General features: G+C 71.3%; 24 protein-coding genes and 1 pseudogene. 15 read left to right on the forward strand and 10 right to left on the reverse strand.

Annotation, left to right across the window (positions count from 1 at the left end):
- Positions 1-115 precede the first annotated feature (115 nt).
- Positions 116-2,833, reverse strand: coding sequence for an aconitate hydratase AcnA (gene acnA / locus IQ210_RS21320; RefSeq protein WP_194080660.1), 2,718 nt, complete (start codon positions 2,831-2,833; stop codon positions 116-118).
- 589 nt (positions 2,834-3,422) lie between these two features.
- Between acnA and IQ210_RS21325 the strand changes: the two genes are divergently transcribed.
- Together IQ210_RS21325 and IQ210_RS21330 are read left to right on the forward strand one after the other, a co-directional pair.
- Positions 3,423-3,623, forward strand: coding sequence for a DUF4236 domain-containing protein (locus IQ210_RS21325; RefSeq protein ID WP_194080661.1), 201 nt, complete (start codon positions 3,423-3,425; stop codon positions 3,621-3,623).
- 64 nt (positions 3,624-3,687) lie between these two features.
- Complete coding sequence (locus tag IQ210_RS21330; RefSeq protein ID WP_194080662.1) at positions 3,688-5,217, forward strand: helix-turn-helix domain-containing protein; 1,530 nt, start codon at positions 3,688-3,690, stop codon at positions 5,215-5,217.
- 65 nt (positions 5,218-5,282) lie between these two features.
- On the opposite strand, the gene IQ210_RS21335 is transcribed toward IQ210_RS21330, so the two are convergent.
- From IQ210_RS21335 to IQ210_RS21350, 4 genes are read right to left on the reverse strand one after another with little or no spacing between them, the layout of a single operon-like run.
- Positions 5,283-5,951 carry a response regulator gene (locus IQ210_RS21335; protein ID WP_194080663.1) on the reverse strand — a complete coding sequence of 223 codons (669 nt, stop codon included), beginning with the start codon at positions 5,949-5,951 and terminating at the stop codon, positions 5,283-5,285.
- Positions 5,948-7,243: a sensor histidine kinase gene (locus tag IQ210_RS21340; protein ID WP_322656394.1), complete on the reverse strand. Its 1,296-nt coding sequence runs from the start codon at positions 7,241-7,243 to the stop codon at positions 5,948-5,950. The genes IQ210_RS21335 and IQ210_RS21340 overlap by 4 nt, the downstream gene beginning before the upstream one ends.
- Positions 7,244-7,258: 15 nt before the next feature.
- Positions 7,259-8,068, reverse strand: coding sequence for an ABC transporter permease (locus IQ210_RS21345; RefSeq protein ID WP_194080664.1), 810 nt, complete (start codon positions 8,066-8,068; stop codon positions 7,259-7,261).
- Positions 8,065-9,003 (reverse strand): ABC transporter ATP-binding protein, encoded by a 939-nt coding sequence (locus IQ210_RS21350; protein WP_194080665.1) that lies wholly within the window; start codon positions 9,001-9,003, stop codon positions 8,065-8,067. Before IQ210_RS21350 ends, IQ210_RS21345 begins: the two co-directional genes overlap by 4 nt.
- 214 nt (positions 9,004-9,217) lie before the next feature.
- Between IQ210_RS21350 and IQ210_RS21355 the strand changes: the two genes are divergently transcribed.
- The 7 genes from IQ210_RS21355 to IQ210_RS21385 all read left to right on the forward strand — a co-directional run bounded on the left by IQ210_RS21355 (position 9,218) and on the right by IQ210_RS21385 (position 15,583).
- Complete coding sequence (locus tag IQ210_RS21355) at positions 9,218-10,381, forward strand: NAD(P)/FAD-dependent oxidoreductase (RefSeq protein ID WP_194080666.1); 1,164 nt, start codon at positions 9,218-9,220, stop codon at positions 10,379-10,381.
- The gene (locus tag IQ210_RS21360; protein WP_194080667.1) at positions 10,378-10,677 is read left to right on the forward strand and encodes a (2Fe-2S)-binding protein; all 300 of its coding nucleotides are present in this window, start codon (positions 10,378-10,380) and stop codon (positions 10,675-10,677) included. Before IQ210_RS21355 ends, IQ210_RS21360 begins: the two co-directional genes overlap by 4 nt.
- Positions 10,667-12,079, forward strand: coding sequence for an NAD(P)/FAD-dependent oxidoreductase (locus IQ210_RS21365; RefSeq protein WP_194080668.1), 1,413 nt, complete (start codon positions 10,667-10,669; stop codon positions 12,077-12,079). The genes IQ210_RS21360 and IQ210_RS21365 overlap by 11 nt, the downstream gene beginning before the upstream one ends.
- Positions 12,080-12,125: 46 nt before the next feature.
- Positions 12,126-13,025, forward strand: a complete 900-nt coding sequence (locus IQ210_RS21370) for a dihydrodipicolinate synthase family protein (RefSeq protein ID WP_194080669.1) — start codon at positions 12,126-12,128, stop codon at positions 13,023-13,025.
- A gap of 28 nt (positions 13,026-13,053) precedes the next feature.
- Positions 13,054-14,055, forward strand: a complete 1,002-nt coding sequence (locus IQ210_RS21375) for a proline racemase family protein (protein ID WP_194080670.1) — start codon at positions 13,054-13,056, stop codon at positions 14,053-14,055.
- 98 nt (positions 14,056-14,153) lie between these two features.
- Positions 14,154-14,897, forward strand: coding sequence for a GntR family transcriptional regulator (locus IQ210_RS21380; RefSeq protein WP_194080671.1), 744 nt, complete (start codon positions 14,154-14,156; stop codon positions 14,895-14,897).
- A 50-nt stretch (positions 14,898-14,947) separates the two neighbouring features.
- Positions 14,948-15,583, forward strand: a complete 636-nt coding sequence (locus IQ210_RS21385) for a TetR/AcrR family transcriptional regulator (RefSeq protein WP_194080672.1) — start codon at positions 14,948-14,950, stop codon at positions 15,581-15,583.
- Positions 15,584-15,791: 208 nt separating this feature from the next.
- On the opposite strand, the pseudogene IQ210_RS21390 reads toward IQ210_RS21385, so the two are convergent.
- Positions 15,792-16,181 (reverse strand): annotated as a pseudogene (locus IQ210_RS21390) (TetR/AcrR family transcriptional regulator); the annotation flags it as partial.
- Positions 16,178-18,379: an MMPL family transporter gene (locus IQ210_RS21395; RefSeq protein ID WP_194080673.1), complete on the reverse strand. Its 2,202-nt coding sequence runs from the start codon at positions 18,377-18,379 to the stop codon at positions 16,178-16,180. The pseudogene IQ210_RS21390 and the gene IQ210_RS21395, both read right to left, overlap by 4 nt.
- Positions 18,380-18,478: 99 nt before the next feature.
- Between IQ210_RS21395 and IQ210_RS21400 the strand changes: the two genes are divergently transcribed.
- Positions 18,479-19,060: a TetR/AcrR family transcriptional regulator gene (locus tag IQ210_RS21400; protein WP_194080674.1), complete on the forward strand. Its 582-nt coding sequence runs from the start codon at positions 18,479-18,481 to the stop codon at positions 19,058-19,060.
- A 64-nt stretch (positions 19,061-19,124) separates the two neighbouring features.
- On the opposite strand, the gene IQ210_RS21405 is transcribed toward IQ210_RS21400, so the two are convergent.
- Entirely contained in the window at positions 19,125-19,544 is a 420-nt protein-coding gene (locus tag IQ210_RS21405) for a DUF6299 family protein (RefSeq protein WP_194080675.1), read from the reverse strand.
- 255 nt (positions 19,545-19,799) lie between these two features.
- On the opposite strand from IQ210_RS21405, the gene IQ210_RS21410 reads away from it, so the two are divergent.
- Positions 19,800-19,985 carry a DUF5999 family protein gene (locus tag IQ210_RS21410; protein ID WP_194080676.1) on the forward strand — a complete coding sequence of 62 codons (186 nt, stop codon included), beginning with the start codon at positions 19,800-19,802 and terminating at the stop codon, positions 19,983-19,985.
- Between the two features lie 4 nt (positions 19,986-19,989).
- Here the strand turns inward: IQ210_RS21410 and IQ210_RS21415 are convergent, their stop codons facing one another.
- On the reverse strand, positions 19,990-20,388 hold the full coding sequence (locus tag IQ210_RS21415; protein WP_194080677.1) for a RidA family protein: 399 nt from the start codon (positions 20,386-20,388) through the stop codon (positions 19,990-19,992).
- Complete coding sequence (locus IQ210_RS21420; protein WP_194080678.1) at positions 20,385-21,515, reverse strand: acyl-CoA dehydrogenase family protein; 1,131 nt, start codon at positions 21,513-21,515, stop codon at positions 20,385-20,387. The genes IQ210_RS21415 and IQ210_RS21420 overlap by 4 nt, the downstream gene beginning before the upstream one ends.
- A 148-nt stretch (positions 21,516-21,663) precedes the next feature.
- Here IQ210_RS21420 and IQ210_RS21425 point away from each other — a divergent pair, with 148 nt between their 5' ends.
- The 4 genes from IQ210_RS21425 to cysD all read left to right on the forward strand — a co-directional run bounded on the left by IQ210_RS21425 (position 21,664) and on the right by cysD (position 25,725).
- A complete protein-coding gene (locus tag IQ210_RS21425; protein WP_228048111.1) occupies positions 21,664-23,268 on the forward strand; it encodes an AMP-binding protein in 1,605 nt (534 codons plus the stop codon).
- Positions 23,269-23,283: 15 nt separating this feature from the next.
- Entirely contained in the window at positions 23,284-24,096 is an 813-nt protein-coding gene (locus tag IQ210_RS21430; RefSeq protein ID WP_194080679.1) for a PaaX family transcriptional regulator, read from the forward strand.
- Between the two features lie 160 nt (positions 24,097-24,256).
- Complete coding sequence (gene cysC, locus IQ210_RS21435) at positions 24,257-24,808, forward strand: adenylyl-sulfate kinase (RefSeq protein WP_194080680.1); 552 nt, start codon at positions 24,257-24,259, stop codon at positions 24,806-24,808.
- Positions 24,805-25,725, forward strand: a complete 921-nt coding sequence (cysD, locus tag IQ210_RS21440) for a sulfate adenylyltransferase subunit CysD (RefSeq protein WP_194080681.1) — start codon at positions 24,805-24,807, stop codon at positions 25,723-25,725. Before cysC ends, cysD begins: the two co-directional genes overlap by 4 nt.
- Positions 25,726-25,727: the final 2 nt, after the last annotated feature.

Below are 25,727 nucleotides of genomic sequence, written 5' to 3' on the forward strand. Positions count from 1 at the left end.
AGCCTGTGTTCCACCTGAGGGTGGGTGATGACCTGGACGTCCCCGCCCGAACACGGCGAAGGGCCGCACCCCCCGTCTCCGGGGAGTGCGGCCCTCAACTGGCCTGCCGGACCGCTTACTTGCGGATCAGGCTGCGCAGCACGTACTGCATGATGCCGCCGTTGCGGTAGTAGTCGGCCTCACCGGGGGTGTCGATGCGGACGACCGCGTCGAACTCGACGCCCGTGTCGGTGGTGACCTTGACCGTGCTCGGGGTGGTGCCCTCGTTGAGCTCGGTCACGCCGGTGATGGAGAAGGTCTCCTCGCCGGTCAGGCCGAGGGAGTCGGCGTTCTGGCCGGCCGGGAACTGGAGCGGCAGGACGCCCATGCCGATGAGGTTCGAGCGGTGGATGCGCTCGTACGACTCGGTGATGACGGCCTTGACGCCGAGGAGCGCGGTGCCCTTCGCGGCCCAGTCGCGGGACGAGCCGGAGCCGTACTCCTTGCCGCCCAGGATGACCAGCGGGGTGCCGGCGGCCTGGTAGTTCTGCGAGGCGTCGTAGATGAAGGAGACCGGGCCGCCGTCCTGCGTGAAGTCGCGGGTGTAGCCGCCCTCGGTGCCCGGCGCGATCTGGTTGCGCAGGCGGATGTTGGCGAACGTACCGCGGATCATGACCTCGTGGTTGCCGCGGCGGGAGCCGTAGCTGTTGAAGTCACGACGCTCCACACCGTGCTCGGTGAGGTACTTGCCGGCCGGGGTGTCGGCCTTGATGGCGCCGGCGGGCGAGATGTGGTCGGTGGTGACCGAGTCGCCGAGCTTGGCCAGGACGCGGGCGCCCGTGATGTCGGAGACCGGGGTGGTCTCCATCGTCATGCCGTCGAAGTACGGGGGCTTGCGGACGTACGTCGACTCCGCGTCCCACTCGAAGGTGTCGCCGGTCGGGATCGACAGGGCCTGCCACTGGGCGTCGCCCGCGAAGACGTCCTGGTAGGACTTGGAGAACATGTCCTCGCCGATGGCGTTGGCGACGACGTCGTTGACCTCGGCCTCGGAGGGCCAGATGTCGGCGAGGAAGACCGGCTTGCCGTCCTGGTCGGTGCCGAGGGCGTCCTTGGTGATGTCCACCTTCATGGAGCCCGCGATGGCGTACGCGACGACCAGCGGCGGGGAGGCCAGGTAGTTCATCTTGACGTCGGGGTTGATACGGCCCTCGAAGTTCCGGTTGCCGGAGAGGACCGAGGTCACCGCGAGGTCGTGGTCGTTGACGGCCTTGGAGACCTCCTCCGGCAGCGGGCCGGAGTTGCCGATGCAGGTGGTGCAGCCGTAACCGACCAGGTTGAAGCCGACCTTGTCCAGGTACGGCGTCAGACCGGCCTTGTCGAAGTAGTCGGTGACGACCTTCGAACCCGGGGCGAGGGTGGTCTTGACCCACGGCTTGCGGGTCAGGCCCTTCTCCACGGCCTTCTTCGCGACGAGCGCGGCGGCGACCATGACGTACGGGTTGGAGGTGTTGGTGCAGGAGGTGATGGCCGCGACCGTCACCGCACCGTGGTCGATCTCGTACGTCGAACCGTCGGGGGCGGTCACGGTGACCGGGTTGGACGGAGCGCCGTTCGGGGCGACGGCCGGGGCGTCGGAGGCCGGGAAGGACTCCTGGCCCGCCTCGTCGACGACGTCGACATAGTTGCGGACGTCCAGCTTGAACTGCTCGGCGGCGTTGGCGAGGACGATGCGGTCCTGCGGGCGCTTCGGGCCGGCGATCGACGGGACGACCGTGGAGAGGTCGAGCTCCAGCTTCTCGGAGAAGTCCGGCTCGGCGGCCGGGTCCAGCCAGAGGCCCTGCTCCTTGGCGTACGCCTCGACGAGCGCGAGCTGCTGCTCGGAGCGGCCGGTGAGCTTGAGGTAGTTGATCGTCTCGGCGTCGATCGGGAAGATCGCGGCGGTCGAACCGAACTCCGGCGACATGTTGCCGATGGTGGCGCGGTTGGCGAGCGAGGTGGCGGCGACGCCCTCGCCGTAGAACTCGACGAACTTGCCGACGACGCCGTGCTTGCGCAGCATCTCGGTGATGGTGAGCACGAGGTCGGTGGCGGTGGTGCCGGGGGTGAGCTCACCGGTCAGCTTGAAGCCGACGACGCGCGGGATGAGCATCGAGACCGGCTGGCCGAGCATCGCGGCCTCGGCCTCGATGCCGCCGACGCCCCAGCCGAGCACACCGAGGCCGTTGACCATCGTGGTGTGCGAGTCGGTGCCGACGAGGGTGTCGGGGTAGGCCTGGCCGTTGCGGACCATGACCGTACGGGCCAGGTGCTCGATGTTGACCTGGTGGACGATGCCGGTGCCCGGGGGGACGACCTTGAAGTCGTCGAAGGCGGTCTGGCCCCAGCGCAGGAACTGGTAGCGCTCCTTGTTGCGGCCGTACTCCAGGTCGACGTTCTGCTTGAAGGCGTCGTTGGTGCCGAACTTGTCGGCGATGACGGAGTGGTCGATGACCATCTCGGCCGGGGAGAGCGGGTTGACCTTGGCCGGGTCGCCGCCGAGGGCCTTGACGGCCTCACGCATGGTGGCGAGGTCGACGACACAGGGCACGCCGGTGAAGTCCTGCATGATCACGCGGGCGGGCGTGAACTGGATCTCCTGGGACGGCTGGGCCTGGGAGTCCCAGCCGCCGAGGGCACGGATGTGGTCGGCGGTGATGTTCGCGCCGTCCTCGGTACGGAGCAGGTTCTCCAGCAGAACCTTGAGGCTGTACGGAAGGCGAGCCGAGCCTTCCACCTTGTCCAGCCGGAAGATCTCGTACGACTCGTCGCCCACCTGCAGCGTGCTGCGGGCGTCGAAGCTGTTCGCCGACACGACAGTCTCCTTCATTGATGTGCGCGTTCCCACCGCATCCTGCCGCCACGACGACTTGGCCGATCCGCTAAGGTAAGGCTAAGTTAGGTAACCCTAACCAGGGTGGCGGCTGCGGTACGCCTCGGCAGATATCTCGATGTCGAGATAACTCTAGTACATGGGGTCGGACAGGTCATGCCCGACCTCCGTTTGTGACGCCTCACACGACGCCTAGGCTCACCCGGTGATTATCTGGCGGGACAGCACCTTCGGCGCGGGCAGACCGACGCGCACGGGCGGCGGCGCGTGAGCCGCGCCGACTGGATCGTCCGACACCTGCCCGAGATGACGACGGGACTCCGCCCCGCCCTGCACGCCCAGTCCACAGGGACGGCATCCCGTACGTCGGCATCGAGTTGACGGGCGGCCTCGGCGCGCTCACGCACGGGTCGCGGATCGTCGCGGGTCGAATCTCGGCGGGGAGTGGGTCACCCGGCTGACGTGGCGGCGCCCGGCGCCACCTTCGAGGAACCGGTCGAGTTCTGCCATCAGTACGCCAAGTCGGGGTAACCGACAGGTACGTTCCAGACCCCCGGAGGGAGGCGTACGCATGCCCCTGACGTTCCGCAAGAGTTTCCGCATCCTGCCCGGCGTACGGCTGAACATCAACCGGCGCTCCTGGTCGCTCACCACCGGTGGCGGAAAGCGCGGCCCGCGCCACACCCACAGCAGCACCGGACGTCGTACGACATCGGTCGATTTGCCCGGACCTTTCGGATGGCATCGCACCCGTACCCATAAGCGGCATTGACGGGCCATCACCCGAATGGCCCCATCGAGATGTGCCATCTCATATCTGAGATAGCCTCAACCTCATGGCAGACGATTACCTCGTACGCATCGGCAAGCTCATCCGTGACGCCCGGCAACACCGTGGCTGGACACAGTCGCAGCTCGCAGAGGCGCTCGGCACAAGTCAGAGCGCCGTCAACCGCATCGAGCGCGGCAACCAAAACATCAGCCTTGAGATGATCGCTCGAATCGGTGAAGCCCTGGAGAGCGAGATCGTCTCTCTGGGCTACGCGGGCCCGATGCATCTGCGAGTCGTCGGCGGCCGTCGGCTGTCCGGCGCCATCGACGTCAAGACCAGCAAGAACGCGTGCGTGGCACTGCTGTGCGCCTCGCTGCTCAACAAGGGGCGCACAGTGCTGCGTCGGGTCGCCCGCATCGAGGAGGTCTACCGCCTGCTGGAGGTGCTGAACTCCATCGGCGTGCGCACCCGCTGGATCAACGAGGGCGTCGACCTGGAGATCGTGCCGCCGGCCGAGCTGGACATGGCCGCGATCGACGCGGACGCGGCCCGCCGCACCCGCTCGATCATCATGTTCCTCGGCCCGCTGCTGCACCGTATGGACGCCTTCAAACTGCCGTACGCCGGTGGCTGCGACCTCGGGACGCGGACCATCGAGCCGCACATGATCGCGCTGCGGCGGTTCGGGCTCGACATCGCGGCGACCGAGGGGCTCTACCACGCGCAGGTGGACCGCGCGATCTCCCCCGACCGCCCGATCGTGCTGACCGAGCGCGGCGACACCGTGACCGAGAACGCGCTGCTGGCCGCCGCGCGCCACGACGGCGTGACCGTCATCCGCAACGCGTCCTCCAACTACATGGTCCAGGACCTCTGCTTCTTCTTGGAGGCGCTCGGCGTCAAGGTCGAGGGCATCGGCACCACCACCCTCACCGTGCACGGCATGCCGACCATCGACGTCGACGTCGACTACTCCCCCTCCGAGGACCCGGTCGAGGCGATGAGCCTGCTGGCCGCGGCGGTCGTCACGGAGTCGGAGCTGACGGTCCGCCGGGTGCCCATCGAGTTCCTGGAGATCGAGCTCGCGGTCCTGGAGGAGATGGGCCTCGACCACGACCGCACTCCGGAGTACTTCGCCGACAACGGCCGTACCCGCCTGGTCGACCTGACGGTCCGCCCGAGCAAGCTCGAAGCGCCGATCGACAAGATCCACCCGATGCCGTTCCCGGGTCTGAACATCGACAACGTCCCGTTCTTCGCGGCCATCGCGGCCTCCGCGCAGGGCCAGACGCTGATCCATGACTGGGTCTACGACAACCGGGCGATCTACCTGACGGACCTCAACCGTCTCGGCGGCCGCCTCCAACTCCTGGACCCCCACCGCGTGCTGGTCGAGGGCCCGACCCGCTGGCGCGCCGCCGAGATGATGTGCCCGCCGGCACTCCGCCCCGCCGTGGTCGTCCTGCTGGCGATGATGGCGGCGGAGGGCACGTCCGTACTGCGGAACGTGTACGTCATCAACCGCGGGTACGAGGACCTCGCCGAGCGCCTCAACACCATCGGGGCGCAGATCGAGATCTTCCGCGACATCTGACCTCACCGGTATCGGACACTCGTCCGCTTGGGCCTGCTACCGCCGCCCCCACACGACGGCGCCGGTCAACCGGACTTGGGGCGGGCGAGTCCGAGGTCGTACGCGAAGATCACGGCCTGGATGCGGTCGCGGGCGCCGATCTTGGCCAGGATGCTGCGGACGTGGCTCTTGACGGTGGACTCGGCCACGACGAAGTGGGCGGAGATCTCGCTGTTGGTCCAGCCCTTGCCGACGGCGACGAGGATCTCGCGTTCCCGTTCGGTGAGGGCCTTCAGTCTCGCTTCCTGGGCCGGGACGTCGCCGGGGCGCGGGACGTGCTGCGCGTATTCGTCGAGAAGGCGGCGGGTGAGGGCGGGGGCGATGACGGCGTCGCCGGCGGCGACGGCCCGGATGCCGGCGAGGAGTTCCTCGGGGCGTACGTCCTTCAGGAGGAACCCGCTGGCGCCTGCCCGGAGGGCGGCGTGGACGTACTCGTCGAGGTCGAAGGTGGTCAGCACGAGGATGCGGGAGCGGTCGCCGGCGGCGACGATGCGGCGGGTGGCCTCGATGCCGTCCATGCCGGGCATGCGGATGTCCATGAGGACGACGTCGGGATGCAGTTCCGCCGCCAGGCGGACGGCTTCCGTGCCGTGCGCGGCCTCGCCGAGCACGGTGGTCTCGGGGACGGACTCCAGCAGCAGGCGGAACGCGTAGCGCTGGAGGGGCTGGTCGTCGACGATGAGCACCGTGGTCACCGGTCACCTCCCTGCGGCGTGAGGTCGAGGGTGACCTCCACGCTCCAGCCTCCCTCTCCCGAGGGTCCCGCGCTCACGATCCCGCCGTAGAGTGCCGCTCTCTCCCGCATGCCCACCAGGCCGTGTCCTTCCTCGTTGCGCGGTGCCGGCGGACCGCCCGGCGAGCCGGTGTCCTGGACCCGGATCTCCAGGTGGCTTTTCTCGACGGCGATCGACAGCGTCACCTGGGCGTCGGCACCGGCGTGCTTGAGGGTGTTGGTGAGGGCTTCCTGGACGATGCGGTACGCCGTCAACTGCACCCCTGTGTCGAGGGCGTCGATGTCGCCGGCGGTCCGGTAGACGACCCGTGGACCGGCGGCGCGGACGCCCGCGCACAGCATCTCGACGTCCCTGATACCGGGCTGCGGGCTGAGCGGTGGTCCGGCGGGCGGGGTGTCCGCCGCCTCGCGCAGCACGCCGAGCACCCGGCGCAGCTCGCCGAGGGCCTGGCGGCCGGTGTCGCCGATCAGGTTCAGGGCCTCCTTGCCGCGTTCCGGTGCTGTGTCGGAGGCGTACGCGCCCGCGTCGGCGAGGCTGACGATGACGGCCAGGTTGTGGCCGACGATGTCGTGCATCTCGCGGGCCACCCGGGCGCGTTCGGTGGCGGTGGCCAGTCTGCTGCGCTGGTCGCGCTCGACCTCCAGCCGGGCCGCCCGCTCCCGCAGCCCGGCGAGCTGGGCCCGGCGGAACCTGATCACCAGCCCGAGGGCGAGCGCCGCGGTCGCCGTGCTGAACAGGAAGAACAGCGCGTCCCACACGGACACGGACGACGACACGCGCAACGCGGCCAGCACCATCGCGCCCGCCATGACCGCGCCCGCCCACGGCAGCTGCCGAAGTCCGCCGTGCAGGGCCAGGCTGTACAGGGCGATGAAGAGGGCGATGTCCGCGCGCAGCCCGGCGCCCAGGGACCACTGGAGGACGAACACGGCCGCGATGGCGCCGAAGGTCATCAGCGGTTTCCGCCGTCGCCACAGCAGGGGCAGCACCAGACCGGCCTGGAGGGCCAGCGTCGCCGCCAGGGGCAGTTGGGTGAGCGCGAGGATCAGCTTGCGCGGGCCGTCGTGGTCGTCCTGGCCACCCTCGGGCAGCAGGTCCGGCAGGCAGAACATCGCGACGACGAGCACGACCAGCGTGACGTCCAGCACCCAGGGACGGGCCCGGTCGGCCTGCCGCAACCGCTGGCCGCCGCGGTTCAGCCGGGCGACCAGCGGCCCCATGCCGCCGGTGTCGTCGATGCTCACGGACTTCACCCTCTGCGGTCCTGGTCAGACGTCGTTGCGCCGGAGCCGGTAGGCCGCGCCCGCCAGCGTCAGGACGGTCCAGCCGAGGAAGACGGCCAGGCCTGCCCCGGGGGACAGTGTGGAGGAGTCGTGGGTCAGGGCGTACATCGACTCTCCGGCGTTGCTCGGCAGGTAGGGGCTGATGTTGTCCTGCCAGGAGCTGGGCAGGAGCGAGGTCAGCCCGGGGGCCAGGAGGAACACGCCGACGAGCACCGAGATGCCGCCCGCCACCGACCGCAGCAGGGCGCCCAGTCCGACACTGATCACGCCGATCAGGCCGAGGTAGAGCCCCGCCCCCAGCAGGCTCCTCGCGACACCCGCGTCCGACAGGCTCTGGGCCGCCGAGGTGCCGGAGACGAACTGGTTGCCGACGAGGAAGGCCACGAGCGCGCCGGCCGTGCCGACCAGCGTCGCCACCAGCCCGTACAGCCCCGCCTTGGACCACAGCACCGGCAGCCGGCGCGGCACCGCCGCGAGTGTGGAGCGGATCATCCCGGTCGAGTACTCGCCCGCCATGACGAGGACGCCGAGGACACCGAGGGCCAGTTGGGCGAAGGGCACCCCGAACAGGGACAGGTCCACGGCCTTGGAGGTCGCGAAGTCGCCGTCCAGGTTTCCGGCGTTGAACTGCCAGGAAATGAGCAGCCCGAACACCAGCAGGAACAGCAGACCGAGGGTCAGCGTGATCCAGGTCGACCGCAGGGACCAGAGTTTGGCCCACTCCGAGCGCAGCACGCGCCATCCGGTCACCTTGTAGGCGGGGCGGGAGGCGACGGTCGTGGTGAGGGTGCTCATGCCGCGCTCCCGAGGGTGATGTCAGCGGTCGTGGTGCCGTGGTACTCCACCGCGTCCCTGGTCAGTTCCATGAACGCGTCCTCCAGGGACACCGTCCGCGCGCTCAGTCCGAACAGCGGGATGCCGTGCTCCGCCGCCTTCCGCCCGATCTCGCGGGTGGTCAGCCCGGTGACGTGCAGTTCTTCGGAGCCGACCTGGCCGGTGATGTCGACGCCCGGCCCGGCGAGGACGTCCCGCAGCCGGGCCGGTTCCTCGGTGGCCACCTTGACCGTGTCGCCGCCCGCTTCGCGGACCAGGTCCCGCACGGTCGTGTCGGCCAGCAACCGGCCACGCCCCACGATGATCAGGTGGTCCGCCACCAGCGCCATCTCGCTCATCAGATGCGAGGAGACGAACACCGTCCGCCCCTCCTGCGCGAGCCCCGTCAGCAGGTTGCGGATCCAGAGCACGCCCTCGGGGTCGAGGCCGTTGACCGGCTCGTCCAGCATCACGATCTGCGGATCGCCCAGCAGAGCCGCCGCAATGCCCAGCCGCTGGCCCATACCCAGGGAGAAGGCGCCGGCGCGCTTCCTCGCCACGCTGCCGAGACCGGCGAGGTCGATGACCTCGTCGACGCGGCTGCGCGGGATGCCGTGCGTCAGCGCGAGCGCGTTGAGGTGGTGGAAGGCCGAGCGGCCCGGGTGGATCGACTTCGCCTCCAGCAACGCGCCGACCTCCTGGAGCGGGGCGCGGTGCTGGGCGTAGCGCCGGCCGTTCACCGTCACGGAGCCGCTCGTCGGGGCGTCCAGTCCGACGATCATGCGCATCGTGGTGGACTTCCCCGCGCCGTTGGGGCCGAGGAAACCGGTCACGGTGCCCGGCTTCACGGTGAAGTCCAGCCCGTCGACCGCGGTCTTCTCCCCGTACCTCTTGGTCAGTGCCTGCGCCTCGATCATCAGCGTGCCTCTCCTCGGCCACGGACGCCCGTCGAGCGCCTCATCAGCAACGTTAGGAACGAGGCGGCGCCGATCCGTCCCCCCGCGGGCTGGTCCACGGGGGTGGACGTCGTACCTGGGTACGACGTCGACGTCCGACGTCGGTCGCGTGTTGTTCGCCGCGGCCTGATGCGGGGCTGTTCCTCGATACTGCGGCATGTGACATAGTACTGGCGTGACCAAGCGACTGACCTGCGACGTCGTCGTAGTCGGAGCCGGGATGGCGGGCGCGGCCTGTGCCCTGTACGCCTCTCGTGCCGGCCTGGACGTCACCGTGGTGGACCGCGGCCCGGTGGCCGGGGGCACGACCGGTGCGGGTGAGGGCAATCTGCTGGTCTCCGACAAGGAGCCGGGGCCCGAGCTCGAACTCGCCCTGCTGTCGGGGCGGTTGTGGGCCGAGCTGGCCGCCGAGCCGGGGCTGGGGGCCGCATTCGAGTACGAGCCCAAGGGCGGCATCGTCGTCGCCTCCACGCCCGAGGGGCTCACCGCCCTGGCGGACTTCGCCGCCGGGCAACGGGCCGCCGGGGTCGAGGCGGTGAGCGTCGGTCCGGGCCAACTCCGTGAACTGGAACCGTACTTGACGCCGGACACTGCGGGTGGCGTGCTCTACCCGCAGGACGCCCAGGTGATGCCGACCCTGGCCGCCGCGCATCTTCTACGGGCTTCAGGCGCACGCCTGTTGACCGGCTGGAACGTGATCGACGTACCGCGCGGCGCCGACGGTGCCGTACGCGGGGTGCGCACCGACCGGGGTGAGATCCACGCGCCGACGGTCGTGAACGCGGCCGGCACCTGGGGCGGTGAAATCGCCGCGCTCGCCGGGGCACGCCTGCCCGTCCTCCCCCGGCGCGGCTTCGTCCTGGTCACCGAGCCGCTCCCGCGCCGGGTCCGGCACAAGGTGTACGCCGCCGACTACGTGGCCGACGTGGCCAGCGACTCGGCGGCGCTGCAAACGTCGCCGGTGGTGGAGGGCACGGCCGCCGGACCGGTCCTGATCGGCGCGAGCCGGGAGCGGGTCGGCTTCGACCGCTCCTTCTCGCTGCCCGCCGTACGGGCGTTGGCGGCGGGCGCGACCCGGCTGTTCCCGTTCCTGGAGGACGTCCGGGCGATGCGCACGTACCTCGGCTTCCGCCCGTACATGCCCGACCACCTTCCCGCGATCGGCCCCGATCCACGGGTCCCCGGCCTCGTCCACGCCTGTGGGCACGAGGGCGCCGGCATCGGACTCGCCACCGGTACCGGGCAGTTGATCGCCCAGGTGCTGAGCGGCAAGGTTCCAGAGCTGGATCTGGCGCCGTTCCGTCCCGACCGCTTCGCCCCCGCCGAGGAGGACGCGTGAACCCCTTGGAGCTGGCCCAGGCCCGTCCCGGGCCCGCGTTCACCGTCACCCTCGACGGGCGCGAGATCGAGGCGCTGCCCGGCCAGACCGTCGCCGCCGCGCTCTGGACGGCCGGGATCACCTCCTGGCGGAGCACCCGCGGCGAGGGCCGTCCGCGCGGCGTCTTCTGCGGCATCGGCGTCTGCTACGACTGCCTGGTCACCGTCAACGACCGCCCCATTCAAAGGGCTTGTCTCGTTCCGCTGAGGCCGGGCGACGCGATCCGCACGCAGGAGGGGACAGGTCATGACGGCTGAACGGCCGCATCTGGCGGTGATCGGCGCCGGTCCCGCGGGGTTGGCCGCGACGCTGGCCGCCGCCCGGCACGGCGTACGCGTCACCCTCGTCGACTCGGCGCCCGAGGCGGGCGGCCAGTTCTACCGGCAGCCCGCCCGCGAACTCGGCGCACGGCGCCCCGAGGCCCTGCACCACGAGTGGCGGACATGGGAGCGACTGCGGGACGGGCTGCGGACACATCAACAGCAGGGCACTGTCACACACTTGACCGACCATCACGTCTGGCTCGTCGAGCAGCACTCCGGCGGCTTCACCGTGCACGCGCTGCTCGGGCCGGAGCAGACCGAGCCGGCCGAGGTGCGCGCGGACGCCGTCCTGCTGGCCACCGGTGGCTACGAGAAGGTGCTGCCCTTCCCCGGCTGGACCCTCCCCGGTGTCGTCACCGCGGGCGGCGCGCAGGCCATGCTCAAGGCCACCCTCTCCGTGAGCGGCCGCACCGCCGTCGTCGCCGGGACCGGGCCACTGCTCCTTCCCGTCGCCACCGGCCTCGCGGCGGCGGGCGTCCGGGTGGCGGCGCTGGTGGAGTCCGCCGATCCCCGGGACTTCGTACGACGGTCACGCGCGCTGTCCGCCCAGCCCGCCAAGCTCGCCGAAGGCGCCCGGTACGCGGCGCAGTTGGCGCGGCACCGGGTGCGCACCCTGATCCACCACATCGTGGTCGAGGCGCACGGCACCGACCGGCTGGAGGCCGTGACCGTCGCCGCGCTCGACGGCGCCGGTCACGTCCGGCCCGGCACCGGGCGCCGTATCGCCTGCGACACCCTGGCCGTGGGCCACGGCATGCTGCCGCACACTGATCTCGCCCAGGGGCTGGGCTGCCGGATCGACGGGGTCGCGGTGCACGTGGACGACGAGCAGCGCACCGATGTGCCGGGCGTGTGGGCGGCGGGCGAGGCCACCGGGATCGGCGGCGCGGCTCTCTCGCTCGCCGAGGGGCACATCGCCGGACGGTCGATCGCCGCGCGCCTGAGGGGAGTTGAGCCGGAACCGCACGGCTGGGCGGGGGCGGCGCGGGCCCGTACGGGGCTCCGGAGGTTCTTCGCCACGCTCGACGAGATCTACGCACCGCCCGCGCACTGGGCCGAGCAGATCACCGACGACACGGTGGTGTGCCGCTGCGAGGAGGTGACCGGCGGTGCGATCCGCGAGGCCGTGACCGGGCTGGGCGCCGGGGACCAGCGGACGGTGAAGCTGCTGACGCGGGCCGGGATGGGCTGGTGCCAGGGACGGATGTGCGGTTCCGCGGTCGCCGGGCTCATCGGCTGCCCCGAGACCGCCGCGCGCCGGCCGTTCGCCCGCCCGGTGCCGCTGGGCGTGCTGGCCCGGGCCGGGGAGACACCCGCCCCGGAGGCCGAGGGCTAGCCATACGACGCAATGCCATGTCACACACCATCCAAGGAGGCTCTCGATGACCACCACCCCGCAGACCCGCCCCTGGCGCGGCGTCCTCGTCGCCACCGCGCTCCCGCTGGGCGACGACCTCTCCGTCGACTACGACAGGTACGCCGAGCACTGCGCCTGGCTGGTCGAGAACGGCTGCGACGGGGTCGTGCCGAACGGCTCGCTCGGCGAGTACCAGGTGCTCACCCCCGAGGAGCGCGCCAAGGTCGTCGAGACGGCCGTGGCCGCGATCGGCGGCGAGCGGGTGATGCCGGGGGTCGCCGCCTACGGCTCCGCCGAGTCCCGCCGCTGGGCCGAGCAGGCGCGGGACGCCGGGTGCGCCGCGGTCATGCTGCTGCCGCCCAACGCGTACCGCGCCGACGAGCGTTCGGTGCTGGCGCACTACGCCGAGGTCGCGAAGGCGGGCGTGCCGGTGGTGGCGTACAACAACCCGATCGACACCAAGGTCGACCTCGTGCCCGAACTGCTGGCGAAGCTGCACGGCGAGGGCCACATCCACGCCGTGAAGGAGTTCTCCGGCGATGTCCGGCGTGCCTACCAGCTCGCCGAACTCGCCCCGGAGCTGGACCTGTTGATCGGCGCCGACGACGTCCTGCTGGAGCTGGCGGTCGCCGGGGCGGTGGGCTGGGTGGCCGGCTACCCGAACGCGCTGCCGCGCGCGAGCGTCGAGCTGTACCGGGCGGCTGTCGCCGGGGACCTCGCCACCGCCAAGAAGCTCTACGAGCAGTTGCACCCGCTGCTGCGCTGGGACTCCAAGGTCGAGTTCGTGCAGGCCATCAAGCTGTCCATGGACGTCGTCGGCCGGCACGGCGGCGCCTGCCGGCCGCCGCGGGTGCCGCTGCTGCCCGAGCAGGAGGCCGTCGTGCGGGCCGCCACGGAGAAGGCCGTCGCCGCCGGACTCGCGTAACCCCGTAGCTCGCGAAGGAGACCGCACCATGCGCAGCAAACTCGTCCTGCACGCCGTCGACTCGCACACCGAGGGCATGCCCACCCGGGTCATCACCGGCGGCATCGGCACGATCCCCGGCGCCACGATGAACGAGCGGCGGCTGTACTTCCGTGAACACCGCGACGACATCAAGCAGTTGCTGATGAACGAGCCGCGCGGGCACTCCGCGATGAGCGGCGCGATCCTCCAGCCGCCGACCCGCCCCGACTGCGACTGGGGCGTCGTCTACATCGAAGTCTCGGGGTACCTCCCGATGTGCGGGCACGGCACGATCGGCGTGGCGACCGTGCTCGTGGAGACCGGCATGGTCGAGGTCGTCGAGCCCGTCACCACCATCCGGCTCGACACCCCGGCGGGCCTCGTCGTCGCCGAGGTCGAGGTCGCGGACGGCGCCACGAAGGCGGTCACGCTGCGGAACGTGCCGTCGTACTCCGTGGCCCTCGACCGCAAGATCACGCTCGCCGACGGGCGGACGGTGACGTACGACATGGCGTACGGCGGCAACTTCTACGCCATCCTGCCGCTGGAGCAGTTCGGGCTGCCCTTCGACCGTGCCCGCAAGGACGACATCCTGGCCGCCGGACTGTCGCTCATGGCGGCGATCAACGTCGAGGACGAGCCCGTTCACCCTGAGGACCCGTCCATCCGCGGCTGTCACCACGTCCATCTGATCGCTCCCGGCGCCACCGCCCGGCACTCCCGGCACGCCATGGCCATCCACCCCGGCTGGTTCGACCGCTCGCCCTGCGGCACCGGCACCAGTGCCCGCATGGCACAACTGCACGCGCGCGGCGAACTCCCCCTGCACACCGAGTTCGTGAACGAGTCCTTCATCGGCACCCGGTTCACCGGCCGCCTCCTCGGCACCACCGAGGTCGCCGGACGCCCGGCCGTCCTGCCCAGCTTCACCGGCCGTGCCTGGATCACCGGCACCGCGCAGTACCTGCTCGACCCGTCCGACCCGTTCCCGGCCGGATTCGTGCTCTAGACCGCGGGGTCGGCCCCGCGGTGTGCCGCGTAGATACTGGTGGTGCGTGACATTGCACCTGCGTGGTGCGTGACGCCCGTACGAGGAGATCCCAGAACATGGCCGCCACCCAGCCCAGCAGCCCGTCCACGGCCTCGCCCGCCGCATCCGCCGCTCCCGCGACGCCCGCCCTGCCCACGCTCGGCGGCAAGAAGAGCAGCTACCGCGAGCGGGTCGCCGACGCGCTGCGGGCCGCGCTGATCGCCGGTGAGCTGCTGCCCGGCGCGGTGTACTCCGCGCCGGCCCTCGCCGCCCGCTTCGGCGTCTCGGCGACCCCGGTGCGCGAGGCCATGCTGGACCTGGTCAAGGAGGGCCTGGTCGACACCGTCCCCAACAAGGGGTTCCGGGTCAGCGAGGTCTCCGACCAGCAGCTCGACGAGTACACGCACGTCCGGCGGCTCATCGAGATCCCGACCGTGGTGGGCCTGGCCGGGACCGCCGCCCCGGTCCAGCTGGAGGCGCTGCGTCCGGCGGCCCGCGAGATCGTGCAGGCCGCCGCGGCCGGTGACCTCGTCGCCTACGTCGAGGCCGACACCCGCTTCCACCTCGGTCTGCTCGCCCTCGCGGGCAACGCCCACCTCGTCGAGGTGGTCCGCGACCTGCGCGCCCGCTCCCGCCTGTACGGGCTGACCGCCCTCGTCGAGGCCGGCCGTCTGCTGGCCTCCGCCGAGGAGCACCTCGAACTCCTCGACGCGCTGATCGCCCGCGACGAGAAGGCGGTGCACGAGGTCATGACCCGCCACCTCGGTCACGTCCGCGGTCTGTGGGCGGCGCGGCAGGAGGGTGGCCAGGGAGGGAGATGACGGATCCATCAGGACTGGGACCGTCATCGGCGGCTCGTTAGACTCTGCGCATGCCTACGTCAGCCCCGCCCAGCAACCGCTTCGAGCGGCGTCGCGCCGAGACCCGTGGGGCGCTGGTCCGCGCGGCCCGGCAGATTCTCGCCGAGACCGGGGACACGGGCGCCAGCATCCAGGCGATCGCCGAGCGCGCCGACGTCGGTTTCGGCTCCTTCTACAACCACTTCGAGTCGAAGACGGAGTTGTTCGAGGCGGCGGTGGTGGACGCCATGGAGGAGTTCGGCCAGGCCTTCGACGACCAGCTGACCGGCATCGACGACTCGGCGGAACTCGTCGCGGCCGGTTTCCGGCTCAGCGCCCGGATGGCCGACTCGCACCCGGAGCTGATGCAGATCCTGCGCCGCCGCGGCCTCGCCCACATCCACTCGGACAACGGACTGGCCCGGCGCGCCCTGCGCGATCTCCAGGCCGGCATGGACTCGGGCCGCTTCACCGTCCGCGACCCCGCGGTCGCCCTGTCGGCGCTGGGCGGCACCCTGCTGTCCCTGGTGGAGCTGCGCTTCGCGCGTCCCGACCTCGACGGCGACGAAGCGGCCGTCAACCTCGCGGAGATGGTCCTGCGCATGCTGGGCGTCCCACCGGACGACGCCCAGGAGGTCGCCCGACGCCCGCTGCCCGAGCCCAACTGACGTCACGGGGAAGGGCGTACGAGGTTCGAAGCGGCGAACAGCGCGCTACGGCAACGGACTTCAGCCGACGGCCTCCCCCGCGCCCTCAACGGCGCCGACGTTCTCGCCCGCGCCCTCAACCGACGCCGACTGTCTCCCCCGCACCCACGTCCGCTCTCGCCCCCGCGAGCCTCACCTCACGCACCACCTCACCGGCCCGCCCCTCCGCCGCCGTGACCTCGACGCGCGCGGGTCGAAGGATCTCGGCGACGCGTTCCGTGCCCAGGTCGCGCTGGGCGAGCGCGAGCAGCATCCGATAGCGGTCGCCCACCGGCCAGATCGCCAACGAGAAGCGCGCCAGCGCCCGTTCGGCCGACACCGCCGACACCGCCGACACCTCCGGTTTCACCCCGGCCGCCACCGCGACCTCCAGCACCTCGGCCGCCTCTTCGGCCAGCGCCTCCAGCAGCGCCGCCCGCCCAGGCAAGTGCCCGAACAGGGTGCGCCGTACGACACCGGAGGCGCGCGCCAGCTCCTCCAGGGTGGGAGGGGGCGCCCCATTCCGGCACGCGGCCCGCGCGCGTCCCGTGGCCGCGGGACGCCCCCGCGAGAACGTCAGCGCACGGAGGCGGCCTTGTCCCGCTCCACCTCTTCCTCCTCGGCCGCCGCACGCCCCGGCAGCTTCGCCCCCTCGATGTCAACGTCCGGCGTCACGCGGTCCAGCCAGCCCGGCAGTCCCCAGGCACGGCGACCGAGCAGCGCCATGGCCGCCGGCACGAGGGTCATGCGGACCACGAACGCGTCGACGAACACCCCGAAGGCCAGGGCAAAACCGATGGACTTGATGATCGGGTCGTGGTTGAAGACGAACCCCCCGAAGACCGCGACCATGATGAGCGCGGCGGCGCTGACGACCCGCCCGCTGCGTGCCATGCCCTGGGTCACGGCCTCGGCGGCGTCGCCTGCGTGCTCGTAGTGCTCGCGCATCCGGCTGACGAGGAACACCTCGTAGTCCATGGCCAGTCCGAACAGGACGCCGATGAGGAGCACCGGCAGGAAGCTGGTGACGGGTCCCGCGGAGGGGATGTCGAGGACACCGTTCAGGTGGCCGTCCTGGAAGACCCAGACCGTGGCGCCCAGGGACGCGGCGACCGACAGCAGGAAGCCGAGGGCCGCCTTCACCGGGACCAGCAGGGAGCGGAAGGCGATGGTCAGCAGGATCAGCGCGAGGATCACGATGATGGCGATGAACAGCGGCAGCGCGTCGGACAGTTTGCCCGCCACGTCGATCGCGGCGGCCGTCTGGCCGGCGATGTAGAGGGTGCCGCCCGCCTTCTGGACGGTGCTCGCGTTCTCCCGCAGCCGGTGCACCAGGTCGGTGGTGGCCTGCGCGTCGGGCCCGGTCTTCGGGACCACGGCGATGACGGCGAGGGTGGAGTCGCCGTTGGTGACGGGCGCGGCGGCGACCGCCACACCCCGGTCGCCCGCGAGGGCCGTCCGCAGCTCGGTCACGGTCGCCGTACGGTCGGTCGCCGGGACCCCGTCGAGGTCAACGACGGCCGTCAAGGTGGCGTTGAAGCCGGGCCCGAAGCCGTCCGTCAGCAGGTCGTAGCTCTTGTGCTGGGTGCTGTCGACGGGCTGTGAGGCGTTGCTCGGCAGCCCGAGCCGCAGATCGCGGGCGGGCGCGGCGAGCGCGAGGAGGCCGATCACCCCGGCGAGCAGGACGAGCAGCGGTTTGCGGGTGACCGCCCGTCCCCAGGCCAGCCCCCAGGCGCCGGGCGCACGTTCGCGACCCTCGGTCCGCCGTGCTCGGGGCCGCAGCCGCTCGCCGAGGAATCCGAGGGCGGCGGGTACGAGGCTGACGGCGACCAACACCGCGAGCGCGACGGTGGCCGCGGCCGCCAGGCCCATCACCGTCAGGAACGGGATGCCGGTGACCGCGAGCGCGGCGAGCGCGATGATGACGGTCGCGCCGGCGAAGACGACCGCGCCGCCGGCGGTGGCCACGGCGCGCGCGATGGAGTCCTCGACGTCCTGGTCGGGGTCGGCGAGTTGCTCGCGGTGGCGGGAGATGATGAACAGGGCGTAGTCGATGCCGACGGCGAGTCCGATCATCAGGGCGAGGACGGTGGCGGTGGACGTCATCTCGACGTACCGGGTCATGAACTCGACGCCCAGGACGCCGATCGCCACCCCGACCAGCGCAGTGAGCAGCGGCAGTCCGGCCGCGACCAGGGAGCCGAGGGCCAGGGCGAGGACGGCGAAGGCGACGACCACGCCGACGATCTCGGCCGGTCCGCCGACCTCGGTCTTGGGCTCCATCGCGGAGCCGCCGAACTCCACCTCCAGACCGGCGTCGCGGGCCTGCGCCATCGCGTCCGAGAGGGCGTCCTTGGCCTCCTGCGACACATCGCTGGCCTGCTGGCCGAAGCGGACGTCCGCGTAGCCGATCCGCTGGTCGGCCGAGACGGTCCGGCTCTTGAACGGGTCGGCGACGTCCACGACACCGGAGACCCGCGCGGCCTTCTTCAGACTCGCCTCCAGGGCCGCCGAGGTCTTCGGAGCGGTCAGCTTCTGGCCCTCGGGCGCCGCGAAGACGACCCGCGCGACGCCGCCCGCCGCCTGGGGGAACTTCTCCTTCAGCACGTCCTGCGCCTGCTGCGACTCGATGCCCGGCACCGAGAACTCGGTCGTCACCTTGCCGTGCAGGGTGATCCCGAGGCCGCCGACGACGGCGAGCAGCAGCAGCCAGACCGCGGCGACCCGGCCGCGTCGGCGTATCGCCCAGCGCGCCCAGTTGTACAGGCGTGACGCCATGTTCGTTCTTCCCCTCGCTCGCTTCACACCGCTTCCGTTACACCGTACGGCATTTTTACAGTCGACTGTAAAATCGCCGTCGATGGTAAAGTGCCGGGCATGATGAGCGAGGGTCTGCGCGAACGGTCCAAGGCGCGGCGCAGGGAAGCGATCCTCCGGGCGGCGTACGAGCTGTTCGCCGACCACGGCTTCGAGGCGACGACGATCGCCGACATCGCGGCGGCGGCGGAGGTGTCGCCGCGTACCGTCACGCTCTACTTCCCGTCGAAGCTGGAGCTGGCGACGTCCCACTTCGACGCGATGGCGGACCGGTTGGCCACGGCGTTGCGGGAGCGGAAGGAGGGGTGGACGACCCTGGACGCGCTGGAGGCGTGGCTGCGCGCGGACATCGCCGAAGCGGACGATCTGGACGACCTCCACGACCGCATGCTCGACCTCAACCCGCAGCTCAGGGCCGTCACCAACGTCCGCCTCACGGAGGTCATCCAGGAGGGCGCCCGCATCCTCGCCGAGGAACGCGGCGACGCGCCGGACGACTTCGGGCCCCGGATGGCGGCGGCAGCGGCGGCGGCGGTCGTCAGCGAGGTGTGCCATCACGCCCAGGAGGCGAACATCGACAGGGCGATCGCCTTCCTGCGCGCGGGACTCGCGACACTCGACGGCGAGCCGGCCGGCTCCTGACGCGGGGACCCGCGCTGCGGCAGCAGGGTCCGGAGCCGGCGGCGGCCCATGACGCGGGAGTGGGTCAGCCCTCGGTCGTCAACGTGACGTCCTGCTGCTGCGCCGCGTGGAACCGGGGCAGCGGAAGCCCGCCCTGCGGGTGCAGTTCCATCACCGTGGCCTCGACGCGCGCAGCGCCGGGCTCCAGGGCGCCGGTGTCGACCTTGCCGGTGTTCTCCCAGCGGTGCTCGGCGCCGTCGCACACGGCACGGGTGCCGCCGATGCCGTGGCGGACGGACGGGGACTTCTGCCCGACGGAGGAACTCACGAACGCCGGGCCCGTGTTGCCGAGACAGCGGTAGGTGCCGGACAGCGTGACGGTGCCGTCCTCGGCGATGGTGCCGGTCGGGTCGACGGTCACGGTCTCGTAGGAGTCGGCGACGGCGACGGGCGCGGCGGCCAGGAGGAGCAGGGTGGCGGCGGCGAGGGCGGGGCGTACGAGCACGGGGATCTCCCAGGTCAGTGGAGTACGAGCAGGGGCCTCCACTGGTACCGGTCGGGCGCCTCGACGGGCGTGATCGTCACTCCTTCGGTGGCGAGTCCGCAGCGGTCTTCCGGGATCGGTCCGGGTGTTGTCCGCGTGTTGTCACGGTTGGCGCCGGGCCGTTCCGATGAGTTCGCGACGGGAGCATGGTCTATCCATACGGACGCCCCGTACGGAGAAGCCGGACGGACCGTCCACCCGATGTGGAGGTGCGCCATGTGTTCACACCAGCCTTCGTGCCCTGCCTCCGAAGCCAACGGCTCGCACGTCGTGTCCGCCCACCCCGAGCAGGGGTGGAGCCTGCTGTGCGACGGCTCGATCGTGTTCGACGACAGCGGGGAGCTGCTGGCGGACGGGCGGGTTGTCGCGCCTCATCGTGTGCAGTTGGCCATGGCGGCCTGAGCCGCTAGGGCAGTACGGCGAAGCCGTCCAGCTCCAGCAACGCCTGTTCGTCCCAGAGCCTCACCACCCCCACCACCGCCATCGCCGGATAGTCCCGACCCGCCAAGTCCCGCCAGATACGGCCCAGTTCCGCAGCGCGAGCCCGGTACTCGGCGACATCCGTGGCGTACACCGTGACCCGTGCCAGGTCCGCCGGAGTCCCGCCCGCCGCCCTCAGCGCGGTCAGCAGATTCCCGAGGGCCCGCTCGAACTGCTCGGGCAGCGTCTCCCCCACCACCTTCCCGTCGGTGTCCAGCGCCGTCTGACCGGCCAGGAACACCACCCGCGACCCCGTCGCCACCACCGCGTGCGAGAACCCCGTCGGCGGGGACAGTTCGGGCGGGTTGACGCGCTCGGTGCTCATCGGCCACCCTCCCGCTCGGCGTACAACTCCTTCGCGATGATCCCGCGTTGCACCTCGCTCGCCCCCTCGTAGATCCGTGGCGCCCGCACCTCCCGGTACAGGTGCTCCAGCAGATGCCCGCGCTCCAACGCCCGTGCGCCGTGCAGCTGGACGGCCTTGTCGACGACGTACTGCGCGGTCTCGGTGGCGAGCAGCTTCGCCATCGCGGCGCGCTTGGGGACGTCCGGGGCGCCTTCGTCGTACGCCGTCGCCGCCGCGTGGACCATGAGGCGGGCCGCGTCCGTGCGCAGGGCCAGCTCGGCGACCTCGTGGGCGACCGACTGGAGGTCCTTCAACTTGCCGCCGAACGCGTCCCGTTGGGCGGTGTGGGCGAGGGTGGCGTCGAGCGCCGCCTGGGCCATGCCCACCGCGAAGGCGCCGACGCTGGGCCGGAAGAGGTTCAGCGTGCCCATCGCGACCCGGAAGCCGCGGTCCACCTCGCCGAGCACGTCGTCGGCGGTGACGGGTACGGCGTCGAAGGCGAGGGTGCCGATGGGATGCGGGGAGAGCATGTCGAGGGCGGTGCCGGTGAGGCCGGGGCGGTCGGCGGGGACGAGGAAGGCGGTCACACCGCGGGCGCCCGCATCGCCGCCCGTCCGCGCGAAGACGGTGTAGAAGTCGGCCTCCGGGGCGTTGGAGATCCAGCACTTCTCGCCGGTCAGCCGCCAGCGGCCGGGGCCGTCGGGACCGGCGGTCAGGGACAGGGCGGCCGCGTCCGATCCCGCCCCCGGCTCGCTCAGCGCGAACGCCGCCACCGCGCTGCCCTCGCTCACCCGGGGCAGCCAGCGGTCCCGCTGGGCAGGGGTGCCGTGGGCGTGCACCGGGTGGGCGCCCAGCCCCTGGAGCGCGAGGGCCGTCTCCGCCTCGGTGCAGGCGTAGGCCAGGGACTCCCGCATCAGACAGAGGTCGAGGGCGCCGGAGCTGAACAGCCGCTCCAGCAGACCGAGTTGGCCGAGTTCGGCGATCAGTGGGCGGTTCACCTGCCCGGGCTCGCCCTTCTCCGCGAGCGGGCGCAGCCGGTCCGCGGCCAGCGCGCGCAGCTCCGCACACCAGGCGGTTTGTGCCGGATCGAGCGAGAATGCGGGCATTGCCGGTCCTCTCTCTCCGCTGGCCCGTGCGGCGTTCCCCTGGGCCCTTCGTCGACGATATCGCGTCCCATTGACTGTCGTCACCAAGACGATACGCTCGTTGCGCGAGCCCACCCACGACGCCCACAAGGCAAGGGGGCGAACCAGCATGAACCCGCGCCTGAATCCCTCGGCCCACGTCGACACCTTCGCGCGCGACCATCTCCCGCCCCCGGACCAGTGGCCCGAACTCGTCTTCGATCTGCCGGAACTGCGGTACCCCGATCGGCTGAACTGTGCCGACGAGCTGCTGACCGGCCCGCCCGACGACCGGCCCGTGTTCCACACCCCGTCCGGCGACTCCTGGACGTACGGCACCCTGCGCGCCCGCGTGGACCGCCTCGCGCATCTCCTCACCGGCGAGCTGGGCGTCGTACCCGGCCATCGCGTCCTGCTGCGCGGCCCGACCACCCCGTGGCTGGCCGCCTGCTGGCTGGCCGTGCTGAAGGCGGGGGCGGTCGCCGTGACCGTACTGGCCCAGCAGCGGCCGCACGAGCTGGCCACGATGTGCGAGATCGCGGAGATCGGGCACGCCCTGTGCGACATCCGGGCCGTGGACGACCTCGCCAAGGCCGAGATACCGGGGCTGCGGATCACGACGTACGGCGGCGACGCCCCGGACGACCTGCTGAACCGGACGGCGCCGGACACCCCGTACCCGGCCGTGCGGACCTCCGCCGACGACGTGGCGCTGATCGCCTTCACCTCCGGCACCACCGGGCGCCCCAAGGGGTGCATGCACTTCCACCGGGACGTCCTCGCCATAGCCGACACCTTCGCCCGGCACGTGCTGCGGCCGCACGCGGACGACGTCTTCGCCGGCAGTCCCCCGCTCGGCTTCACCTTCGGGCTCGGCGGGCTCGTCGTCTTCCCGATGCGGGCGGGCGCGAGCGCGCTCCTCCTCGAACAGGCCGGTCCCAGGCAGCTGTTGCCCGCCCTCGCCGAGCACCGGGTGTCCGTGCTGTTCACCGCGCCGACCGCGTACCGCGCGATGCTCGACGAGCTGGACGGGTACGACATCTCCGCGCTGCGCCGCTGTGTCTCCGCCGGCGAGAACCTGCCCGCCGCCACCTGGCGGGCCTGGCAGGAGCGGACCGGGCTGCGGATCATCAACGGCATCGGCGCGACCGAGCTGCTGCACATCTTCATCTCCGCCGCCGACGAGCAGATCCGGCCGGGGACCACCGGGGTGCCCGTACCCGGATGGCACGCGCGCGTGGTCGACGAGGAGGGACGGGACCGGCCCGACGGGGAACCGGGGCTGCTCGCCGTGCGCGGGCCGGTCGGGTGCCGGTATCTCGCCGATCCGCGGCAGGCCGAGTACGTGCGCTTCGGCTGGAACATCACCGGCGACACCTACGTCCGCGAGGCCGACGGCTACTTCCGGTACGTCGCCCGCGCGGACGACATGATCATCTCGGCCGGGTACAACATCGCGGGCCCCGAGGTCGAGGACGCGCTGCTCAGGCATCCGGACGTGGTGGAGGCCGCGGTGGTGGGGCGTTCCGACGAGGCACGCGGGCAGGTCGTGGTGGCGTACGCGGTCGTCAAGGAGGGCGCCGAACGGGATGCGGAAGCACTGCGCGCGTTCGTGAAGTCGGAGCTGGCGCCGTACAAATGCCCGCGCGAGATCGTCTTCCTGGACGCGCTCCCCCGCACCGCGACCGGCAAGCTCCAGCGATTCAGACTGCGCACCGAGGGTGACCAGCAGTGATGCCGACGACCTAAGATGATCAACGTGTCCGACCAGCATGCACCACGGTCTCTCATCGTCACGCTCTACGGCGCCTACGGCCGCTTCGTGCCCGGCCCGGTACCGGTCGCCGAGCTGATCCGGCTGCTGGCCGCGGTCGGCGTGGACGCGCCCTCCGTCAGATCCTCCGTGTCCCGGCTCAAACGCCGCGGGTTGCTCGTGCCCTCACGCACCGCGCAGGGCGCGGCCGGGTACGAACTCTCCCCCGACGCCCGCCAGTTGCTGGAGGACGGCGACCGCCGTATCTACGCCGTCGCGCCGCCCGAGGACGAGGGCTGGGTCCTCGCGGTGTTCTCCGTACCGGAGTCGGAGCGGCAGAAGCGCCATGTGCTGCGCTCGCGCCTTGCCGGGCTCGGATTCGGAACCGCGGCGCCGGGTGTGTGGCTCGCGCCCGCGCGGCTGTACGAGGAGGCCCGGCACACCCTTGAGCGGCTGCGCCTCGATCCGTACGTCGACTTCTTCCGCGGCGAGCACCTCGGCTTCGCCGCCACCGCCGACGCGGTCGCCCGCTGGTGGGACCTGGCGGCGATCGCCAAGGAGCACGACGCCTTCCTCGACCGGCACGCGCGCGTGCTGCACGCCTGGGAGGGCCGCGAGGACACCCCGCCCGAGGAGGCGTACCGCGATTACCTCCTCGCCCTGGACTCCTGGCGCCACCTCCCCTACACCGACCCCGGCCTGCCCGCCCGGCTGCTCCCCGAGGACTGGCCGGGCAGCCGCTCGGCGGCGGTGTTCCGGGGGCTGCACGCGCGGCTGCGGGACGCGGGGGCGGCTTTCGTGGGCGTGTGATGCCGGGTGGTCACGCGGGTGCTCTCGCGGGTGATCCCGTGTGACCTCACACACAACACAGGTACCTAAGGGAACCCTCAGGTTCCTCTGTCCCTCTTCTCAAGTTTCTTACCTAGCGTCCCTCGGGTCGCCTGTCGGTAAGTGAAGAGGACTGTTGCGCATGACCACCACGGCAAGGGCTCAGGGAGCCACCGTCTGGCTCACGGGGCTGCCGAGCGCGGGCAAGACCACCATTGCCCGGCACCTCGGTGAGCGGCTGAAGGCCGAGGGACATCGCGTGGAGGTCCTCGACGGCGACGAGATACGCCGCTTCCTCTCCGCGGGCCTCGGCTTCTCGCGCGAGGACCGCAACACCAACGTGCAGCGCATCGGCCTGGTCTCCGAGGTCCTCGCCCGCAACGGCGTCCTGTCCGTCGTCCCCGTCATCGCGCCCTACGCCGACAGCCGCGAGGCCGTCCGCAAACGGCACGAGGCGAGCGGGACGCCGTACATCGAGGTGCATGTCGCCACTCCGGTCGAGGTGTGCAGCGAGCGGGACGTGAAGGGGCTGTACGCCAAGCAGGCCGCGGGCGAGCTGTCGGGGCTGACCGGCGTCGACGACCCGTACGAGACGCCGGTGGACGCGGCGCTGGTCCTTCAGACCCAGTCGCAGACCCCGCAGGAGTCGGCCGACGCGGTGTACACCGTGCTGGCGGAGCGGGGGCTGGTGTGAGCGCCACGCCCACGGAAAGGACCTTCGCTCTCTCGCACTTGGACGCCCTGGAGTCCGAGGCCGTGCACATCTTCCGTGAGGTGGCGGGCGAGTTCGAGCGGCCGGTGATCCTGTTCTCCGGCGGCAAGGACTCCATCGTCATGCTGCACCTGGCGCTCAAGGCGTTCGCCCCGGTCGCGATCCCCTTCTCGCTCCTCCATGTGGACACCGGGCACAACTTCCCCGAAGTGCTCGACTACCGCGACCGCACGGTGGCGCGGCACGGTCTCCGTCTCCATGTGGCGTCCGTGCAGGACTACATCGACCGGGGCGTGCTCCGCGAGCGTCCCGACGGCACACGCAACCCGCTCCAGACCCTCCCGCTGACCGAGAAGATCCAGTCGGAGAAGTTCGACGCGGTCTTCGGCGGTGGCCGGCGGGACGAGGAGAAGGCCCGGGCGAAGGAGCGGGTGTTCTCGCTGCGGGACGAGTTCTCGCAGTGGGACCCGCGACGGCAGCGGCCCGAGCTGTGGAACCTGTACAACGGGCGGCATGCGCCGGGTGAGCACGTACGGGTGTTCCCTTTGAGCAACTGGACCGAGCTGGACGTCTGGCAGTACATCGCCCGCGAGCGGATCGAACTCCCCGAGATCTACTACGCGCACCAGCGCGAGGTGTTCCGGCGCGGCGGGATGTGGCTGACCGCCGGTGAGTGGGGTGGGCCGAAGGGCGCGGAGACCGTGGAGAAGCGGCAGGTCCGCTATCGCACGGTCGGCGACATGTCCTGCACGGGCGCGGTGGACTCCGACGCCGACACCATCGAGAAGGTGATCGCCGAGATCGCCGCGTCCCGGCTCACCGAGCGCGGCGCGACCCGCGCCGACGACAAGATGTCCGAGGCCGCGATGGAAGACCGCAAGCGCGAAGGGTATTTCTAGAC

The organism is Streptomyces justiciae (assembly GCF_015163075.1).
Taxonomy (GTDB): domain Bacteria; phylum Actinomycetota; class Actinomycetes; order Streptomycetales; family Streptomycetaceae; genus Streptomyces; species Streptomyces justiciae.

Excerpts from the sequence above, each read along its gene's own strand:
- IQ210_RS21345 (WP_194080664.1), bottom strand. The coding sequence starts at position 8,068 with ATGAGCACCCTCACCACGACCGTCGCCTCCCGCCCCGCCTACAAGGTG.
- IQ210_RS21420 (WP_194080678.1), bottom strand. The coding sequence starts at position 21,515 with ATGCCCGCATTCTCGCTCGATCCGGCACAAACCGCCTGGTGTGCGGAG.
- IQ210_RS21400 (WP_194080674.1), top strand. The coding sequence starts at position 18,479 with ATGATGAGCGAGGGTCTGCGCGAACGGTCCAAGGCGCGGCGCAGGGAA.
- cysC (WP_194080680.1), top strand. The coding sequence starts at position 24,257 with ATGACCACCACGGCAAGGGCTCAGGGAGCCACCGTCTGGCTCACGGGG.
- IQ210_RS21415 (WP_194080677.1), bottom strand. The coding sequence starts at position 20,388 with ATGAGCACCGAGCGCGTCAACCCGCCCGAACTGTCCCCGCCGACGGGG.
- IQ210_RS21430 (WP_194080679.1), top strand. The coding sequence starts at position 23,284 with ATGATCAACGTGTCCGACCAGCATGCACCACGGTCTCTCATCGTCACG.
- IQ210_RS21410 (WP_194080676.1), top strand. The coding sequence starts at position 19,800 with ATGTGTTCACACCAGCCTTCGTGCCCTGCCTCCGAAGCCAACGGCTCG.
- IQ210_RS21395 (WP_194080673.1), bottom strand. The coding sequence starts at position 18,379 with ATGGCGTCACGCCTGTACAACTGGGCGCGCTGGGCGATACGCCGACGC.
- IQ210_RS21385 (WP_194080672.1), top strand. The coding sequence starts at position 14,948 with ATGCCTACGTCAGCCCCGCCCAGCAACCGCTTCGAGCGGCGTCGCGCC.
- IQ210_RS21330 (WP_194080662.1), top strand. The coding sequence starts at position 3,688 with ATGGCAGACGATTACCTCGTACGCATCGGCAAGCTCATCCGTGACGCC.
- IQ210_RS21380 (WP_194080671.1), top strand. The coding sequence starts at position 14,154 with ATGGCCGCCACCCAGCCCAGCAGCCCGTCCACGGCCTCGCCCGCCGCA.
- IQ210_RS21325 (WP_194080661.1), top strand. The coding sequence starts at position 3,423 with ATGCCCCTGACGTTCCGCAAGAGTTTCCGCATCCTGCCCGGCGTACGG.
- IQ210_RS21375 (WP_194080670.1), top strand. The coding sequence starts at position 13,054 with ATGCGCAGCAAACTCGTCCTGCACGCCGTCGACTCGCACACCGAGGGC.
- IQ210_RS21350 (WP_194080665.1), bottom strand. The coding sequence starts at position 9,003 with ATGATCGAGGCGCAGGCACTGACCAAGAGGTACGGGGAGAAGACCGCG.
- IQ210_RS21370 (WP_194080669.1), top strand. The coding sequence starts at position 12,126 with ATGACCACCACCCCGCAGACCCGCCCCTGGCGCGGCGTCCTCGTCGCC.
- IQ210_RS21425 (WP_228048111.1), top strand. The coding sequence starts at position 21,664 with ATGAACCCGCGCCTGAATCCCTCGGCCCACGTCGACACCTTCGCGCGC.
- IQ210_RS21365 (WP_194080668.1), top strand. The coding sequence starts at position 10,667 with ATGACGGCTGAACGGCCGCATCTGGCGGTGATCGGCGCCGGTCCCGCG.